Raw genomic sequence first — 16,049 nt, 5'->3', positions numbered from 1 at the left:
GGGCTATTATAAAGCAAAGAAAATTAATTGTAATGAACTAAAATTAAATTACTTACAATCAACTAATAAATATGCCGGTGAATAATTCGGGCTAGTTCTACTCCATAGTAGCCCGGTTAATCCATCAAAGGCAGGGCAATCATCAGGAGGTGGTGGTTGCCCTTACTGCTTTCTCCCATTTCACCGATTGACGGCCTTTTAACAGCCGAATCAGGCCCAAATAAACGGACCAGTTCATCATGGCAAAATAGTAAGGCACAAAGAAACCTTTAATCCTGACTTTTTTATCCTGTAGAATCATCCCTAAAAAGGCCAGAAAATAAAATCCCAATTGGCCAAGCAACAATAAGCTATAAATCCACTCCTCGGACTGAACCGCCAAATATCCATTGGATATAAAAATGAACGGCAAAGCCAATGGAGCCAGCGTCCAACGTAAAACCCGATGCGAAATATATTGAAAACTCAACCACCCATGCTTAAAAATATTAAGTAAAGGGATTAATCTGGAAATGGATTGCAAGCCTCCGGCTGAAATGCGAATCTTTCGCTTCATTTCTTCCTCTACATTTAGGGAAGCCTTTTCGGTAGCCTTGGCGTTTGGCGCATAAGCCACCCGATAGCCCTTTTTGGCAATTCTTAAGGAAATCATAAAATCATCTAAAAGGGTATCCGGCTCAACACCTTCATAAAGACTTGTCCTGACTGAAAACAACTCCCCTGCCGCTCCCACAACCGAGTATAATTGATAGTCCCATTTTTTTAACTGGGACTCATATTTCCAGTAAATTCCTTCCCCAGCCCCGCTGGCTTTTTCCTCTGCATCCATGGCAATCCCCTTTTCTCCGGCAACGGCTCCCACCCGAGGGTTGGCATAACACTGCACCATTTCCATTACCGCCTCTGGATTTAATAGAGCATTAGCATCTGAAAAAATCGCAATATCGCTTTCTACCTCCCCCATGGCCCGATGCATGGCGGCTATTTTACCTGCCCGTTCCTCCCGATGCAACAATCGCACTTCCGGATTGGATTCAATAATCGACATGGTACCATCATTAGAACCATCCGTCACGAACCAATAAGAAATTTTTTCCTGAGGGTATTCGAGAGATAAACAGTTATCTATTTTTTCCTGAATGTAGGCCTCCTCATTATAGGCAGCCACTATAAAGGTGACCGAAGGCAAGTCCTCCTGCTCAAAATGAAAAATTTTTTCGGGAAAAAATTTCTTCTTCAGGCTTACTAAAAAGCCCAACAGCATGCCGTAACCCACGTAGGTATAAAAAACCAAAGCCAAAGCAGTCCAAAAGATCCATTCTGCCATTGTCAGCTGATCAGATGTCGTCAGTAAATTTATTTCCATTGGTAATCAGAGGTTAAGGTGGACGTTTTTTTGTAGAGGAATTGTTGACCGATTTTTAAATATTGACTTAATAAATTCTCCGCATTGGCCTTCCACGAAAAATCACGGCTACGCTGTAGTCCGGCCGAAATAAGTTGATTCCGAAAAGCCTGATTTTTCAAAATTTCTTCCATGGCCTCCGCTAAAGCAGGTATAGAATTTGGATCGACTAATTTGGCTGCAGCTCCTGACACTTCCGGCATACAGGAAATATTCGATGTGATCACGGGAGTCCCACAGGCCATACTTTCAATGATGGGAAGGCCAAACCCCTCTTCCAGAGAAGGAAAAACAAATAATTCGGCCAAATTATAGACCAAAGGAAGATCTTCAAAAGTGATATATTCAGGCTGTATAAAATCCTGCCATAGATGTTGTAATTGATTTTCTTCCAAAACATTCATTATCATTTCGGAAGGAACATTTGGGCAAACTAATGGCAAAGGGTTTTTCACATTTTGACAATACAAACAATACGCCTCGATCATCTTTATCGCATTCTTTCGCGGATGATCATTCCCAATAAAAAAAATAAAGGTTTCAGGTAAATTATATTTCAGCCTGACAATCTCCAGCGGCTTGAATTGCTGACAGCGTTTAAATGCCGGATTAATTCCATTATAGTTCACTGAAATTTTATTATTCGCAACAGGGAATCGATCTTTTATTTGCTCCTTGGCATTTGATGAAACTGTGAAAATATGGGTCGCGTTTTTAACCGCAAAAGGAACAACAAAACGCCTGTAAGCATTTCCGATAATCTGGTAAGGGCTTCCTTCAAAAGTAGGAGCATGATAATAAATGATATCATGAAGCGTCAATATTAAAGGAACAGACACCAATATGGGAGCAGTATTGCTGGTGCAGTGCAATAAATCAATTTTATATTTTTTAACCGCAGATGGCAGCACCACCTGTTCCCAATCTAATTCTGACAGGGAAGGCAATAGGACCAATTTGAAATTGTCGCGAAAAGTGATGCAGGATAAATCGCTGTCGGGTTTGGCAAAAATGAAGTACTCATTTTCCTGGTCTAGCACTTGCAATGCTTTAAGCGTTTCCAGTAAAGCGATCTCTAAACCATGCTTCTTGGGGCGAAAAATCCGCCTTGCTTCAATACCAATTCTCATACACTTTCATATTTTACAGCCCTGCTGAGTGGTGATTTAAAATGCCAACGCACCGCACTCCAAAGTGCTTTACAATGCTCCCACTCTCCTTTTAGCGCAAAAACAAGTAAGCCTTTAGGAAAAGCTAGTAAACCAAAATACAAACTGAAAAACAGCTGGTGTATTTTGGGAAAATTTCGCTTCACAAATAATATGCGATTTCGATTCATATAATAAGTTTTGAATGGATTGCTTTTGCCGATGGAACTAGACTCCCTATGAATGATTTCCACTTTTCCGTTGTATATCAGCTTATAGCCTGCCCTTTTCAACATCGCGCCCCAGTCAAGTTCCTCATAGTACAAAAAATAATCTTCAGGCATCATGCCCGCCTTTTCAATGACTGCCCGGGGAACCATCATAGCTGCGCCATGTGGAAAAGCCGTCTCATATGTTTTGTCATATTGTCCAAGGTCTTTTTCTTTTGCGCCATAAGTACTGTTTCGGGCAGTCCAGGGATTTAAAGGCGTTGAACCTGCATACTGAATAAGTCCATAGGGCTCAAAAAACTTAATTTTAGGACAAACCAGACCCACACCCGGATAATCCTGAAAAACTTGCATTAATCCGTCCAACAGCCCCGCAGTAAAGAGCGTATCATTATTGGCGAAAAATATAAAATCTCCCGAAGCATGACGATAGCCCAAATTATTGCCTCCGGCAAATCCCAGGTTGGTCTCGCATTCTAAAACCACCACATCAGGAAACTTAGTCAGAATTTCTTCCTTTGGGGAAACCTCCGAGGCATTATCCACAATGATGATTTCCACTTCTTTACCGTGATATTTATCAATAGAGGCAATAAAATCCATGGTGTATGCTGTGGAGTTATAATTGATCGCGATAATGGAAACCTTGCTTTTATTACTTGACATTATTGGAGGAATGAGTGGTGTGAATAAATTTCTTATTAGCGCCTTTTACTTTCAATAAGGCCAATAGCATCAATAAAAAAGTTTTAGGCAAAAGCAGTATTGCCCCGAAAAGCTTTCTGTTCAACATCCTCCGGGGAAAGGCGACCACTATGGACAGTAATGTGATAATACAAATTTTCACCCAATCCGAAAATGGGCCTACAAATTGAGGAATGATCAGGGCTAGCAGGGTAAAAAGCCCCATTAAACCCAAAAACAGCAGCCTGGGAAGTTGCAAATTCCGAATAACGGCATTATCAAAAAAGGAAAGATTGCCCTTCATCAATAGCATAAGGGCTTCAAAAAAATATTTTTTTAAATACACAAACTGAGTGGAAATCCACCTGCGTCTTTGATTATAAAAACCGGAAGTATTTTGAATTTTTTCATCAAAGGTAATAGCGGTAGCCTGATACTTCACACTCACATTTTCCCGTAGCAGGCGTAGTTCCAGTTCCCTGTCAAAGCCTCCCACGGAGATCATTTCATTTAAGATCCGTTTCACTAAATGAAATTCAAATGCCATTCCGGAACCAATTAGCGGACAGGACATTCCCACTGCTGCATGCCCGGAACGGTAAATATGATTATTAATCGCCTCACTGATTCCATCCAAAACCGCCATGGAGGTATTATCATTTTTTGCCGTTCTTTGCCCCTGCACCGCTTGAACTTTAGCGGCAGAGAAAACTTTATGCATTTCCATCAGGCAATTGGGCGCCATTACATTATCAGCATCCAGAATCATCGCATATTCATAATCCCGCTTCAGACTTTCAAAAGCCGCATTAAGTGCCTTCACTTTAGTAGATTGTTCAAACTCCACTACCAAGAGCTCAACAGGATAATGCTCCAACCGCTTCAATGTATCTTCCTGAAATGAATCCGCAATAACTATAATATCAAATTTCTCTTTAGGATAATTTTGGTTCAAATTTTCCTTCACTACAGATTCAATCACCCCATCCTCTTTATAAGCAGGAATAAGGACCAAAAATGAAGACAAATCGCCGGACTTTTCCTTTGGCGATAAGGTCGTATAAAACAGTCCTGACAAACTGAAGAACAGCCAGTAACAGGCATTAAATGTAAAATAAAGCAGGAGAAGGCTAATAATAATTTCCATAATGATTCACTTATAACTTTCTAAAGCAGAAACGAATCAAAATGTTACATCACCCACACTTACTTAAATGCAATAAATAGTAGGTTTTGTTAAAACTTTACGGATTTATAAGGAGTATTAAAAAACATGAAAGACATTGCCAACATCACCTTACCTGACTTCCTGATTATAGGCGCAGGAAAATCAGGCACCACCTCTCTTTATCATTATTTGGATCAACATCCTGATATTTTCTTTTCTGAGGTAAAGGAGCCCAATTTTTTTGCATTGGAAGGAATAGATCCGGTTAGTGAAAAAGACGACCCCGAACAGATGTTCCACTATCCATGGGCGGTCACGGAGTTTCAGGAATACCTTGATTTGTTCGCTTCAGCGGAACCCCACCAGCTCAAAGCCGAAGCTTCTACCATGTATTTATACAGCAAAAAAGCGGCCGAAGGCATTAAACAAAGGATCCCGGAGGCCAAACTTATTGCAGTGCTGAGGCAGCCCGCAGAAAGATTATGGTCCAGATATTTGCATTTGGCTAGAGAAAACAGGACTCCTGAGGTTAGTTTTAATGATGTAATAAAAAAAGGAAATATATATTGGAAAAGGCCTGACCTTATTCCAAGTGGCTTTTATGCAGATCATTTAAAAAGTTATTTTGACCTTTTCCCTGAGCATCAGATAAAAATATTGTTTCATGAAGACCTCCTAAAAAGACCTTCAGAAGTTTTAAACCAGCTAATTGAATTCCTGGATTTAGCCCCTTTTGAATTTGAAACCAACCAGCAATTTAATAAATCCGGATATATCAAAAATAAAAAGCTGGATGCCATTATCGGACAAAATAGTGTGGTCAAAAAGTCCGTTGAAAAGCTAACTCCCGGTCTTTTGAACATGATTAAAGGACAACCGCACCTCAAAAAATGGCTGAATAATGCCAGAAATGCCAATCTTGAAAAACCTTCATTCCCAAAAGAGCTCAAAAACAAAATCACTCAAGAAATATATTTGGAGGATATTGAAAAGCTAGAAGACTTGTTAAGGGTAAATTTAGATCACTGGAAACATTTCAACTAACATTGGGTACTGATTTTATATGTGCAGAAATTTAATTAGTTTCTCCCATCAAAATCTACTAAACCATGGAATATCGCAGCCTTAGCAAAAAAACAGAAGAATTATTGAACCAACAAGTCGCCATGGAGGCAAAAGCTTCCGCCATCTATCTCGGAATGGCCTCCTGGTGTGAAAGAAACGCATTTGAACATTCCGCAAAATTCTTTTACCTCCAGTCAGATGAAGAAAGAATGCATATGCTCAAAATTTTTAATTATCTCAATGAAGTAGGTGGGCAGGCGATCAGTCCTGAAATCACTGACATCCCCCAGGACTATGAATCTTTGAAAAACCTCTGCGAATCCTTTCTTAACCATGAGGTTTCGGTAACTCAGTCGATTAATGCTTTAATGAGCCATTGTTATCAGGAAAATGATTTTATTACCATCAATTTCTTACAGTGGTTTGCCACAGAGCAACGCGAGGAGGAAATGACTGCAAGAAGAATACTTGACTTCTTTGAAGTGGCCGGTGATGAAGGAGTAGCGCTGTATATGATAGACCAATCTATTGGAAACTTAGCTACATCTTCAGAAGAAGGCTAACGAAAAGTGATAATAATATGGATAAAATCAACTTTTGCGCAGTCAAAAGAATAAAAACGCTTATTTTTTATTCAAGTATTATAAAAAACTTACAGGAAAGCCTATTTTTTTAGCCTTATTTGGTGATAAATTTTAAAATTTTTCGCTTTTTTGAAAAGACATTTATTATTTGGACATTAATTATCTCAAGTAATAGTTATTTTAACACCATTGCATCCAACATTCATTCTATGAAACTAAAATACCCCTTATTAATACTTATTTTCTCCTGTTTAAGTATTCTGGAGGTAACAGCTCAATCATTTTATGCCAGAGGAGCCGACAGAAAATTTGTTTTTACGGCGGGTACAGGTATAGCCAACTATTATGGTGACCTTGCAAATGATGGGCAGTTTTGGGTGCAACCCAATCTTACCGTTGGATTAAGGTACAGATTTTGGGATCGCCTCAGTATTGCCGGAGACATCACTTATTTCACCTTGAGAGGTGATGATGCGAAGGCCAATGACATTGGCCGTAAAAATAGGAATTTAAATTTCATGTCACATAACGTGGAATTTGCCACTACGCTCCATGTGGATCTATTTCCGGTGCCTTCACGGTTCTATGCACGTCGAGCAGTTAACCCCTACTTTTTTATTGGCATTGGCGGAGTAACCGTTAACCCGACCACGAAACTAGAGGGCACCAAGTACAATCTTAGAAATATTGAAACGGAGCCCGGACAGTCCTACGGTGCTGTTACTTATACGATTCCAATGGGATTCGGCTGTAGTTTCAGAGTCTCTCCATTTGTCAATATTGCTGTGGACGGGGGATATAGATTTACTGGGACTGATTATTTAGATGATGTTTCTGGCCCTAGATATATGCCGTTCGATAACGAATCATTGGAGTCACAGCTTTCGGATAGAACCAGGGAGATATTGCCTAATGATCCTGACCGATGGCCATCAAACCGACCAGAAGAAAGTCAGGTAAGAGGAAACCCGGACAATAATGATGGTTACTTCCTGATGAATTTCCGGGTTGAATACTTTTTCTCCTTTGGCTCCGGAGGAAAGATGCATAAGAGAAAAAGAAGTACCAGAAGATACAAACCGAAAAAACGAAGAAGAAGATAAAACAACAAAGCCCTCTGAAGAGGGCTTTTTTTATATCTGCTTTTCAAGGAAGAATGTTGCCATTAAAAAATTCAAAGACAAGGCCACCATTCCTCCAAAAAGTGCCTTCATTATAACACCTTCCCAGGGAAGTACCAACACCAAATGAACCCCATAAAATCCTAAGGCCGAAATAATCCCCCAAAAAGCGAGACTAAAAATACTGAATAACAACTGAGGTCTGCTATTATTCAATAGCAATGAACCTAATCTATTATTAAGCCACTTATGCAGCATTGGTTTATAGTCTGACAGAAAAGAATAATTAGCTAAACTATTGTTAATATCTTTTTGAATAATGGTGCCCAAAATTAAGGGCATAAAAAAAGCAGTCCCTAAAAAATCAACATAAAGTCCTTTACCCTCAAATACAGAAATTTCATCTTTGGGCAGGTACATGATCGCTGCCACTAAACCATTCATCAAAATATTGATAATGGTCAACTTAATTAAATATCGATTTCTAAATGCTTTGTATTCCATAATCTTCAATAGAAAAAGTGTTTAATTCATTAGAAACCACAATTTTTCAAAAACTTTAAAGCAAATGGACTAAACCATTACCCCTACTCCCAACACGAGTAACACTAAAAGGAAAACTACAACAAGGTAGGGCAAAACCCATTTAAAAAATTCACCATACCCAATTTTCCCAATGGCGAGTCCCCCCATCACTACTGCAGAAGTGGGTGTAAATAGATTCACAAAACCTGATGCCGTTTGATAAGCGGTCACCACCCAATGCGCTTCAACACCCGCAAAGGAACTTAAAGGAGCCATAATAGGCATTGTCAGCGTTGCCAGACCTGAAGTTGAAGGAATGAAAAAAGAGAGGAAAACCTCCAGGATAAACATCATGCAGATAAAAACAGAACTGCTTAACCCCGAAATAGCCATTTCGGCATAATTTAATATAGTATCGATAATCAAACCATCATTCATGACCACCGTGATTCCACGGCTAATCCCAACAATAAAGGCCACGCCTAGCATATCCCGGGCCCCATTCACAAAATTAGAGGCAATCTCATCCTCTTTCATACCCACCAAAACTCCCATCAAAATAGCAGAGCATAAGAATAGGGCATTCAATTCATTGAACCACCAGCCTAAAGTGGGCATTATCGTTATCCCTAAATCTGCAAAAGGAATAACGCCCACAATCATCACCAAAAAAGTCAGGGCAAAAAGGATTAAAGCCAGGCTTTGTTTTTGACTGAGTGCTGGCAATGCAATTTCTTTCTGCTCCTCCTCGATTTTGGGCGCTGTTTTTACGGATTTAGCATATCTTAAAAGAAAGGACGAAGTCAACACCCACATCACGAACCAAATAAATACTCTTACTCCCAAACCATCTCCTATAGAAATTCCGGCAAAACCTGATGCGATTGCCGTTGAAAAGGGATTCACAGTGGAAGATAAAACGCCAAAACCTGCTCCTAATAAAATTGTCCCCACAGCCGTTCTCGCATTAAAGCCCGCTGAAGCAAAAACCGGAATTAAGACCGGATAAAAAGCCAATGTCTCCTCCGCCATCCCAAAGGTGGAGCCACCTAAACCAAAAAGAGCAGTCAGCACAGGAATCATCCATTGTTCTTTCCCTTTTAACTTCTTCAGCACTTGTTTCACACCAGCATCAATAGCACCAGTGGCCATTATTACTCCGAGAAATCCTCCTATCATTAAAATGAAGACAGAAACGTCAATGGCTTTATAAAATCCCTGAATTGGTGCCAGGATCACCTCAAAAATTCCCTGTGGATTTGACTCTACTGCTTCATAAGTATTGGGTAGCGGCAAAAATCCGTCCTCTACCCCTCGCATCGCTTCTTGGGGTGAAAGTCTTTTCCCTTCTCCATTTTGGTAGGCATATTTACCAGTAGGGAGTAAATGGGTTAAAACAGCTACGAATACAATAATCGACAATAGAATTGTATAAGCGGAGGGAAGTTTAATGGCTTTCATTAAATCGTTTAAATAATAAATGAAGGCGCAAAATTAAAATTTAATCTCTAAAGAGCGGCAAATATTGAAACACATTTTCATTACAAATAAAAAAGCGCTCCAAATGATTGAAACGCCTTAGCTTGATTTTTATCTATTTAGATTAACTCCCCTCCTCCCGTTCTTTGAGCAACCTCCGGAGAATTTTCCCCACATTGCTCTTAGGCAGCTCCTCCATAAATTCTACCTCTTTAGGCACCTTATAAGCCGTTAATTCCTGCTTACAAAATTCAATTAATTCCTCTTTGGTGAGAGTATCATCACTTTTCACCACACAGACCTTCACTTTTTCTCCTGATCGTTCATCAGGGATACCAATAGCACCAACTTCCAGTACTTTAGGGTGAGATGCTACAATATTCTCCACCTCATTAGGATAAACATTAAAGCCGGAAACCAGGATCATTTCCTTTTTCCTATCCACAATTTTGAAAAAACCCTCCTCATCAACAGTCGCTATATCTCCTGTTTTTAACCAATCCCCTTCAAAAACTTCCGCGGTAGCCTCCGGCCTTTCCCAATAACCTTTCATCACCTGCGGCCCACGCACCCAAAGTTCTCCCGGCTCTCCAAATTCAGCCTCTGTGCCATCTTCTTTCATGATTTTCACCTCAGTAGAAGGAAAAGGAAGGCCAATACTTCCCATGTGTTGGGAACCATCCAGTGGGTTAATAGTGATTCCCGGAGAGGTTTCCGTCATGCCATAAGCTTCAGCCAAAGGACATTTGGTGACTTCTTCCCATTTTTGGGCAACCGCATCCTGCACTGCCATTCCTCCACCGAGCGTCACTTTTAATTGGGAAAAATTAATGGTTTTAAAATCTTCTCGATTTAATAGCGCATTGAACAGGGTATTGACACCGGAAATCATGTTGAAGGTATTATTCTTCATAATTTTCACAAAAGCCGGTAAATCCCTTGGGTTAGTAACCAAAATATTCTTTCCTCCCAATTTAAAAACTAATAAACAATTGGCGGTCAGGGCGAAAATATGGTACATTGGCAAGGCGGTCATGATCACCGCTCCCTCTGCCGGCAAAACCGGTCGGACCCAGGCCGTGGAGCCTTCCAGTGCTGCCACAATATTTCTGTGGGTCAACATAGCCCCTTTGGAAAGTCCGGTAGTCCCGCCGGTATATTGCAGAAAGGCAATATCCTCAGACTCCACCTCCACCTTTTTCAGAGGATGAGATTTCCCCAACTTCAGGGCTTCTTTAAAACTGATAGCCTGGGGTAAATTGAATTTAGGAACTAATTTCTTAATATGACGAACTACAAAATTCACCAACCAGCCTTTTAAACCTCCCAGCATATCTCCCGTTCCGGTGAGGATCACCTGCTCAATCGGAGTGTTTTTCAATATCCCCTGAAGGTTGAAAGCGAAATTCTCATATATCAACAATGCCTTCACACCTGCATCCTTAAACTGGTGTTCCATTTCACGGGGCGTATACAAGGGATTGGTATTAACCACAATCAAGCCTGCACGTATGGCTCCCCAAAGTGCGATTGGATATTGTAACAGATTGGGAACCTGAATAGCAATTCGATCCCCTTTTTTTAAACCTAATTCGCCTTGTAAATAGCCAGCAAACTGAGCGGAGTACACCTCCAGCTCTTTATAAGTTATTTCTTTATCAAAATTATTAAAAGCAATCCGATCCGAATAAACCGAAACCGTCTCCTCAAACAGATCAACCAATGAGCTGTATTTTTCCGGATCGATTTCAAAGGGGACTCCTGATGGATAGTTTTTCCTCCAAAAATATTTTTCTTTCTGAGTTTCCATAAGATATAATTGGGTTCTGTTATTTCACCTGACACAAAAACAACAATTGACCAGGCTTTAATTCTCTTTTATAAGAATATAACGAAAAAAAGTACAATCAATCCGCAAAAATGTAATTGAATACTTGAAATACCAAATTTGTATTTAAAATCCCCAAAAGATCCATCAGTTTCCTTTTTAAGAATGGAAAAGACACAAAAAAACCGGATTAAAAACCCGGTTAAAACAATTATTTTTATCTTCCCTGCTGGTGAATAAAATCCAGTCGGACATTTGCCCCTCCTTCCCCCACTCTTTTATCGAAATACTCCACCGAAATTCTATTCGAGGTTAAATCCAGAATTTTCATTTCAGTCCGAATAGTATCCACGGAATATTCTAATAAAATATCAGAAACAAAGGGCTGATATTCCGATCGGTGTGTCACATTCCAAACCCCCATAATGGCAATGGAATCTGATTCAAAATCAGGGCAATCCTCCGTGCTCTTCACCCAATACCCTAATGGATTTTCAAGTTCAAAACCGAAATCTTCCTGCAACTCATCATATTTGGCATTTAAAACAAAATCACTTCCAATTAAGGTATTTGCATTGCAGGTATCCAATGCAGCCGGAGCCCCATCTATCAAATACTGTACTGCAGTCCAGTATTTGATGGAATCATTAGTCATCATTCTGCTGACTTCCACAGGGCTAAACTGCGGATCATCAATGGAACTACATCTGAAAAAAAGCCCGAGCATCAGGCCAAAAAAAACGATCTTCCTCATGTCTTAAATTATTACTAAAATGCGAAACCAGTCCATATTTAAATAACACTACTCTCCCTAAGCGGAAAAAACTCCCTTCATTAAAACCGAAATCACGGGTCACTACGCATTGCACAAAGAAAAACAATTCTTCTTTAGCCTGAAAGAAAGACGGATTTAAAAATTCCTTTGCTTAATTTGTGTTTTTATACCCGAGCATTTCAATCTATGATTTTAAATTACATTTGGATTGGGCTTTTTCTATTGGCCTTTCTCTCCGCCATTATTCAAGCCCTGTTTTTTCAAAACTATGAGGTTTTTTCGGCTGTGGTGGACAAAATCTTTGAGATGGCCAAAACCGGATTTGAAATTTCCATTATGCTCACCGGTATCATGGCTTTTTGGCTGGGGCTCATGAGGATTGGTGAAAAAGCCGGTTTAATAAATGTGGTCAATAAAGCTGTTGGCCCGTTTTTTAGAAAACTCTTCCCGGAAATCCCTGAAAACCACCCTGTTCTCACGCCCATTTTATTAAACTTCTCTGCCAATATGCTGGGACTGGACAATGCCGCCACACCTTTGGGATTAAAAGCAATGGAAGGTTTACAATCAATCAATCCTCAAAAAGATACCGCTTCCAATGCTCAAATCATGTTTTTGGTTTTGAACACCTCTGGGCTAACCATCCTTCCGGTGAGTATATTGGCTTACCGACTGGAAATGGGGGCAGCCAATCCGGCTGATGTTTTTATACCAATTCTATTAACGACATTCCTTTCCACGCTGGCCGGTTTGATAGCGGTATCCATTTATCAAAAGATCAATTTATTTCACCCGACCATATTGGCCTATTTGGGAGGAGTTTCAGCTTTCATCCTGGGACTGCTCTATTATTTTTCATTGCTAAGTCCTGAAGAACTTTCTACTTACAGTCGTATTTTTTCCAATGCGATCATTTTAACCATCATTACCTTATTCGTGGCCTTTGGCTGGAGAAAAAAGGTGAATGTGTATGAAGCCTTCATAGAAGGGGCAAAAGAGTCTTTTGGGATTGCAGTGGCAATTATCCCCTATTTGGTGGCCATGCTGGTGGCCATTGGTGCATTCCGGGCATCAGGTGCAATGGATTTTGTAATTGACCAATTGAGCCTGGCTTTTGAAATGATAGGCGTAAACGCTGATTTTCTACCAGCCCTGCCTACTGCTCTGATGAAACCCCTGAGCGGATCAGGAGCCCGTGGACTCATGGTGGAAGCCATGAGTAATTACGGTCCCGATTCTTTTGTAGGAAGACTGACATCCGTAATGCAGGGGTCCACAGAAACTACTTTATATGTAGTGGCGCTTTACTTTGGGGCAGTCAATATTCGTAAAACACGATATGCCATCACTTGTGGACTAATAGCAGATTTTGTTGGAATTATTGCCGCAATATTCATTGCCTATTTGTTTTTTCATCAAGTTTGACCAAATTCGAAGTGAATGGCATAAATATTTATTATATTTTCTATTCGTAAGAAATTCTTTCATTTAGCCCATTAGTTGACCTATAGAACTACTTTATTTGAACTTATTAATAATGAGTCGTTTATAAAGTAGTAAATATACTGCCTATGGTACCCAACACAATTTTTGCAGATTCAACCATGCAAAACGACCTATTTGACCATGCAAAATTTCACTTTCTGAACAAATTTCCGGAAAGCCTACCCATAGAAAATGCCTATCTACATATAGGGATGTTTATGGGATGGATCATTGATCAGGAACTGTATTCAGAATATTTTGAAGAAGAAGCAGAAACAGAAATCTTCAGATTTAAACTAAGGGAACTCTCTCCTATGCTTTTAAGCGAAATTTGGGGAGGTGCTTTAAGTCATGATCTTTTAAACGAAAAAGGCAAAAGCTTTGCTGATTATTATTATGCATCAGGTGAGTTTCTCAAGGATTATGAGAGTGTTCTGGCCAATGGATTACCCTCCATTTACCACGTTCAGGATAATTGGAGAAATTACAAGAAAATTTCAGATTTAATGGATCACAAATTCCAAATGTGGTCAAAAGGCTAATGGTATAATTAAAGCATACGGTCCGGCTTAATTTAAATTATCTGAGGCGATTTGGGGATTTTTTTTACCAATAATTCCGCCCTATCTTAATCGTGGGGAACGATTGAAAATAGCTTAATTTAGGCGCACACTTTGCTTTCATTCACATTATTTATTCATTGTTAGATTCCGATAGTCCAGCTAAAAAATGCGATAACAACCCTTTGATATCGCCATGCTTGAATTTCAAATCGCTCAAATTTGAATGGGCTTATGTCCTGCTTATTCATCTGCTTTGCTGGAAAAACCAAAACAGGAAACCATTCCTTCAGTTTTCCCGCTTAACAATTAAAGGAGGATTTCGAATGAATAATTTAGCTTAAGAATAGAACATAAGAAACAAAAAAGCCGACATTAACTGTCGGCTTTTTCAGTTATAACCTATTCATTTTTAAACTCATTATCTACTTCACCAAAAACTCCTCCTCCAAAACAGCAATTTGCTCTGGGGAAGGGTAAAAATTTCTCAAGCGATCTTTGTAGGACTCCGGAAAGCATTCCGTCCCGATTACATAATTTTTTATTGCGGTAACGTGAGCGGCATAGCCCTTCGAAACAGCAAAACTGTCTGCGGCATACTCTGCCTTTCTCATGAAGTTTTTGGAACAAACATACCCAATACCAAATCTCAGCATGCTCAATTTACTTTTATGCTGATAATCCATAATATGCCCCAGTTCGTGGGCTATAAGACCAACCAAAACTTCTCTGGGGGCTTCAGCCACTACCATTCCATTCAGTGGATCTGCATTATTACTCATTTTTATCACATATCCACGTTTATCCGTACTCCTGTAAAGAACAGAGGCTTTGGGCTGCGCACACATGGTCATTCCTTTTATGCTGGTGAATTTAAACTCAATCGGCGTATCCCATAATTCCGGATACTGCGGCATCACCTCCTCCACTATATCTAGTATTTCTTCTGGAATAATTTTATTCCCCAACATTTGCTCTTCTAAAGACACGGCAACGCCTTCATTTGCAAGCTTCTTCTTTTCAGAAGCCCCATTGAATCCAAATAAACTCACCCAAAGAAATATTAAATACAGTATTTTCATATGCGATTAAATATCAGTTTATAATACACAAGGGTGGTGCCAAATTTAGAATGGAGCATAAAATATTCACTTTTATTAATTTTATCCCTCTATATAATAAAATGTAACGTGAACATGGATTGTTTCAATATGTATAGTACAATAAAAACCAAATAAATAAAAAAAGCCCCCAAATGGGAGCCTTTTCAATGAACTTTGCCGTTCAATTATTTTTGCTTGCTGGCTTCAAACTCAGTATTCAAGCCTTTCAATACCTCATTGGTAATATCAAACTTAGGATTAGCATAAAGTACGCCGGACCCTTTTGTATAGGTCAACACCAAATCATATGCATTGGATGAACCATAATTCTGCAAGTAATCCGTAACTACAGAGTCTAATTCTGCCAACATTTGGTTACGTTCTATTGCCAGGGTCTGATTCAATGAAGCTTCGTATTGCGCCAAATTATCACGCTTACGCATTAATTCTTCTTCTTTAGATCTTGCCTGATTGATGGTCAGACTTCCACGGGTCTTATCATACGCTTCAAACTCACTCTGTAAGCCTTCCGCACGATTTTGGAATTCTTTTTGGTATTTCTCGGTCTTGCTGGCAAGATCATCTTGCTTCTCTTTAAAAAATCCGTAGTTGTTCAATAATGTATCAGTATTGATATAAGCTACTTTCATGCCTGCAGCAGCGGCAGAAGAAGCGTTTACGGAGGCTACTTCGGCAGTGCTTCCAGCGGGGGTAGTCGGTTGGTTACACGCGTATAAAGATAATACTGCACCTGCCAAAAGGCCATTAATTGCCAACTTGAAATTTTTCACGGTTAATCATTTAGTATTAAAAATAAGGTGCGCCCCGCACCTAATCGAGAGGGCAATAATAATAAAAAAAGTCCCTTATTTAAAATACCACCGTAATT

General features: G+C 39.6%; 15 protein-coding genes. 5 read left to right on the top strand and 10 right to left on the bottom strand.

The window, feature by feature from the left end; all coding sequences use genetic code 11:
* Positions 1-142: 142 nt before the first annotated feature.
* Genes AAA970_RS07090 through AAA970_RS07075 form a run of 4 tightly spaced genes read right to left on the bottom strand, consistent with a single transcriptional unit; the run spans position 143 to position 4,614 of the window.
* Entirely contained in the window at positions 143-1,366 is a 1,224-nt protein-coding gene (locus tag AAA970_RS07090) for a glycosyltransferase family 2 protein (protein ID WP_338236525.1), read from the bottom strand.
* Positions 1,357-2,535, bottom strand: coding sequence for a glycosyltransferase family 4 protein (locus AAA970_RS07085; protein WP_338236524.1), 1,179 nt, complete (start codon positions 2,533-2,535; stop codon positions 1,357-1,359). Before AAA970_RS07085 ends, AAA970_RS07090 begins: the two co-directional genes overlap by 10 nt.
* On the bottom strand, positions 2,532-3,449 hold the full coding sequence (locus AAA970_RS07080; protein ID WP_338236523.1) for a glycosyltransferase family 2 protein: 918 nt from the start codon (positions 3,447-3,449) through the stop codon (positions 2,532-2,534). The genes AAA970_RS07085 and AAA970_RS07080 overlap by 4 nt, the downstream gene beginning before the upstream one ends.
* Positions 3,439-4,614, bottom strand: coding sequence for a glycosyltransferase family 2 protein (locus AAA970_RS07075; protein ID WP_338236522.1), 1,176 nt, complete (start codon positions 4,612-4,614; stop codon positions 3,439-3,441). Before AAA970_RS07075 ends, AAA970_RS07080 begins: the two co-directional genes overlap by 11 nt.
* Positions 4,615-4,740: 126 nt before the next feature.
* Between AAA970_RS07075 and AAA970_RS07070 the strand changes: the two genes are divergently transcribed.
* The 3 genes from AAA970_RS07070 (at position 4,741) to AAA970_RS07060 (ending at position 7,387) form a co-directional block, all read left to right on the top strand.
* Complete coding sequence (locus AAA970_RS07070) at positions 4,741-5,679, top strand: sulfotransferase family protein (protein ID WP_338236520.1); 939 nt, start codon at positions 4,741-4,743, stop codon at positions 5,677-5,679.
* Between the two features lie 65 nt (positions 5,680-5,744).
* Positions 5,745-6,263, top strand: a complete 519-nt coding sequence (locus AAA970_RS07065; protein WP_060686202.1) for a ferritin-like domain-containing protein — start codon at positions 5,745-5,747, stop codon at positions 6,261-6,263.
* A gap of 230 nt (positions 6,264-6,493) precedes the next feature.
* A complete protein-coding gene (locus AAA970_RS07060; protein WP_338236519.1) occupies positions 6,494-7,387 on the top strand; it encodes a DUF6089 family protein in 894 nt (297 codons plus the stop codon).
* A 30-nt stretch (positions 7,388-7,417) separates the two neighbouring features.
* Here the strand turns inward: AAA970_RS07060 and AAA970_RS07055 are convergent, their stop codons facing one another.
* From AAA970_RS07055 to AAA970_RS07040, 4 genes are all read right to left on the bottom strand, one after another.
* Positions 7,418-7,909, bottom strand: coding sequence for a hypothetical protein (locus AAA970_RS07055; protein ID WP_338236518.1), 492 nt, complete (start codon positions 7,907-7,909; stop codon positions 7,418-7,420).
* A 69-nt stretch (positions 7,910-7,978) separates the two neighbouring features.
* The gene (locus tag AAA970_RS07050) at positions 7,979-9,391 is read right to left on the bottom strand and encodes a YfcC family protein (protein WP_338236517.1); all 1,413 of its coding nucleotides are present in this window, start codon (positions 9,389-9,391) and stop codon (positions 7,979-7,981) included.
* 142 nt (positions 9,392-9,533) lie between these two features.
* Positions 9,534-11,219: an AMP-binding protein gene (locus tag AAA970_RS07045; RefSeq protein WP_338236516.1), complete on the bottom strand. Its 1,686-nt coding sequence runs from the start codon at positions 11,217-11,219 to the stop codon at positions 9,534-9,536.
* 235 nt (positions 11,220-11,454) lie between these two features.
* Positions 11,455-11,991, bottom strand: coding sequence for a hypothetical protein (locus tag AAA970_RS07040; RefSeq protein ID WP_338236515.1), 537 nt, complete (start codon positions 11,989-11,991; stop codon positions 11,455-11,457).
* A 207-nt stretch (positions 11,992-12,198) separates the two neighbouring features.
* On the opposite strand from AAA970_RS07040, the gene AAA970_RS07035 reads away from it, so the two are divergent.
* Together AAA970_RS07035 and AAA970_RS07030 are read left to right on the top strand one after the other, a co-directional pair.
* Positions 12,199-13,437: a nucleoside recognition domain-containing protein gene (locus tag AAA970_RS07035; protein WP_338236514.1), complete on the top strand. Its 1,239-nt coding sequence runs from the start codon at positions 12,199-12,201 to the stop codon at positions 13,435-13,437.
* Between the two features lie 179 nt (positions 13,438-13,616).
* Positions 13,617-14,039, top strand: coding sequence for a DUF7832 domain-containing protein (locus AAA970_RS07030; RefSeq protein ID WP_338236513.1), 423 nt, complete (start codon positions 13,617-13,619; stop codon positions 14,037-14,039).
* Positions 14,040-14,482: 443 nt separating this feature from the next.
* On the opposite strand, the gene AAA970_RS07025 is transcribed toward AAA970_RS07030, so the two are convergent.
* Both AAA970_RS07025 and AAA970_RS07020 read right to left on the bottom strand, forming a co-directional pair.
* The gene (locus AAA970_RS07025; RefSeq protein WP_338236512.1) at positions 14,483-15,139 is read right to left on the bottom strand and encodes a M48 family metalloprotease; all 657 of its coding nucleotides are present in this window, start codon (positions 15,137-15,139) and stop codon (positions 14,483-14,485) included.
* Between the two features lie 206 nt (positions 15,140-15,345).
* Positions 15,346-15,951 carry an OmpH/Skp family outer membrane protein gene (locus AAA970_RS07020; protein ID WP_053404739.1) on the bottom strand — a complete coding sequence of 202 codons (606 nt, stop codon included), beginning with the start codon at positions 15,949-15,951 and terminating at the stop codon, positions 15,346-15,348.
* Positions 15,952-16,049 lie beyond the last annotated feature (98 nt).

Origin of the sequence: Persicobacter diffluens, from assembly GCF_036244895.1 — a bacterium.
In the GTDB taxonomy this organism is placed as follows: domain Bacteria; phylum Bacteroidota; class Bacteroidia; order Cytophagales; family Cyclobacteriaceae; genus Persicobacter; species Persicobacter diffluens.
The sequence above is the reverse complement of the archived record's forward strand: the minus strand, read 5'-3'. Positions and strand labels throughout refer to the sequence as shown.

Excerpts from the sequence above, each read along its gene's own strand:
- AAA970_RS07090 (WP_338236525.1), bottom strand. The coding sequence starts at position 1,366 with ATGGAAATAAATTTACTGACGACATCTGATCAGCTGACAATGGCAGAA.
- AAA970_RS07085 (WP_338236524.1), bottom strand. The coding sequence starts at position 2,535 with ATGAGAATTGGTATTGAAGCAAGGCGGATTTTTCGCCCCAAGAAGCAT.
- AAA970_RS07080 (WP_338236523.1), bottom strand. The coding sequence starts at position 3,449 with ATGTCAAGTAATAAAAGCAAGGTTTCCATTATCGCGATCAATTATAAC.
- AAA970_RS07075 (WP_338236522.1), bottom strand. The coding sequence starts at position 4,614 with ATGGAAATTATTATTAGCCTTCTCCTGCTTTATTTTACATTTAATGCC.
- AAA970_RS07070 (WP_338236520.1), top strand. The coding sequence starts at position 4,741 with ATGAAAGACATTGCCAACATCACCTTACCTGACTTCCTGATTATAGGC.
- AAA970_RS07065 (WP_060686202.1), top strand. The coding sequence starts at position 5,745 with ATGGAATATCGCAGCCTTAGCAAAAAAACAGAAGAATTATTGAACCAA.
- AAA970_RS07060 (WP_338236519.1), top strand. The coding sequence starts at position 6,494 with ATGAAACTAAAATACCCCTTATTAATACTTATTTTCTCCTGTTTAAGT.
- AAA970_RS07055 (WP_338236518.1), bottom strand. The coding sequence starts at position 7,909 with ATGGAATACAAAGCATTTAGAAATCGATATTTAATTAAGTTGACCATT.
- AAA970_RS07050 (WP_338236517.1), bottom strand. The coding sequence starts at position 9,391 with ATGAAAGCCATTAAACTTCCCTCCGCTTATACAATTCTATTGTCGATT.
- AAA970_RS07045 (WP_338236516.1), bottom strand. The coding sequence starts at position 11,219 with ATGGAAACTCAGAAAGAAAAATATTTTTGGAGGAAAAACTATCCATCA.
- AAA970_RS07040 (WP_338236515.1), bottom strand. The coding sequence starts at position 11,991 with ATGAGGAAGATCGTTTTTTTTGGCCTGATGCTCGGGCTTTTTTTCAGA.
- AAA970_RS07035 (WP_338236514.1), top strand. The coding sequence starts at position 12,199 with ATGATTTTAAATTACATTTGGATTGGGCTTTTTCTATTGGCCTTTCTC.
- AAA970_RS07030 (WP_338236513.1), top strand. The coding sequence starts at position 13,617 with ATGCAAAACGACCTATTTGACCATGCAAAATTTCACTTTCTGAACAAA.
- AAA970_RS07025 (WP_338236512.1), bottom strand. The coding sequence starts at position 15,139 with ATGAAAATACTGTATTTAATATTTCTTTGGGTGAGTTTATTTGGATTC.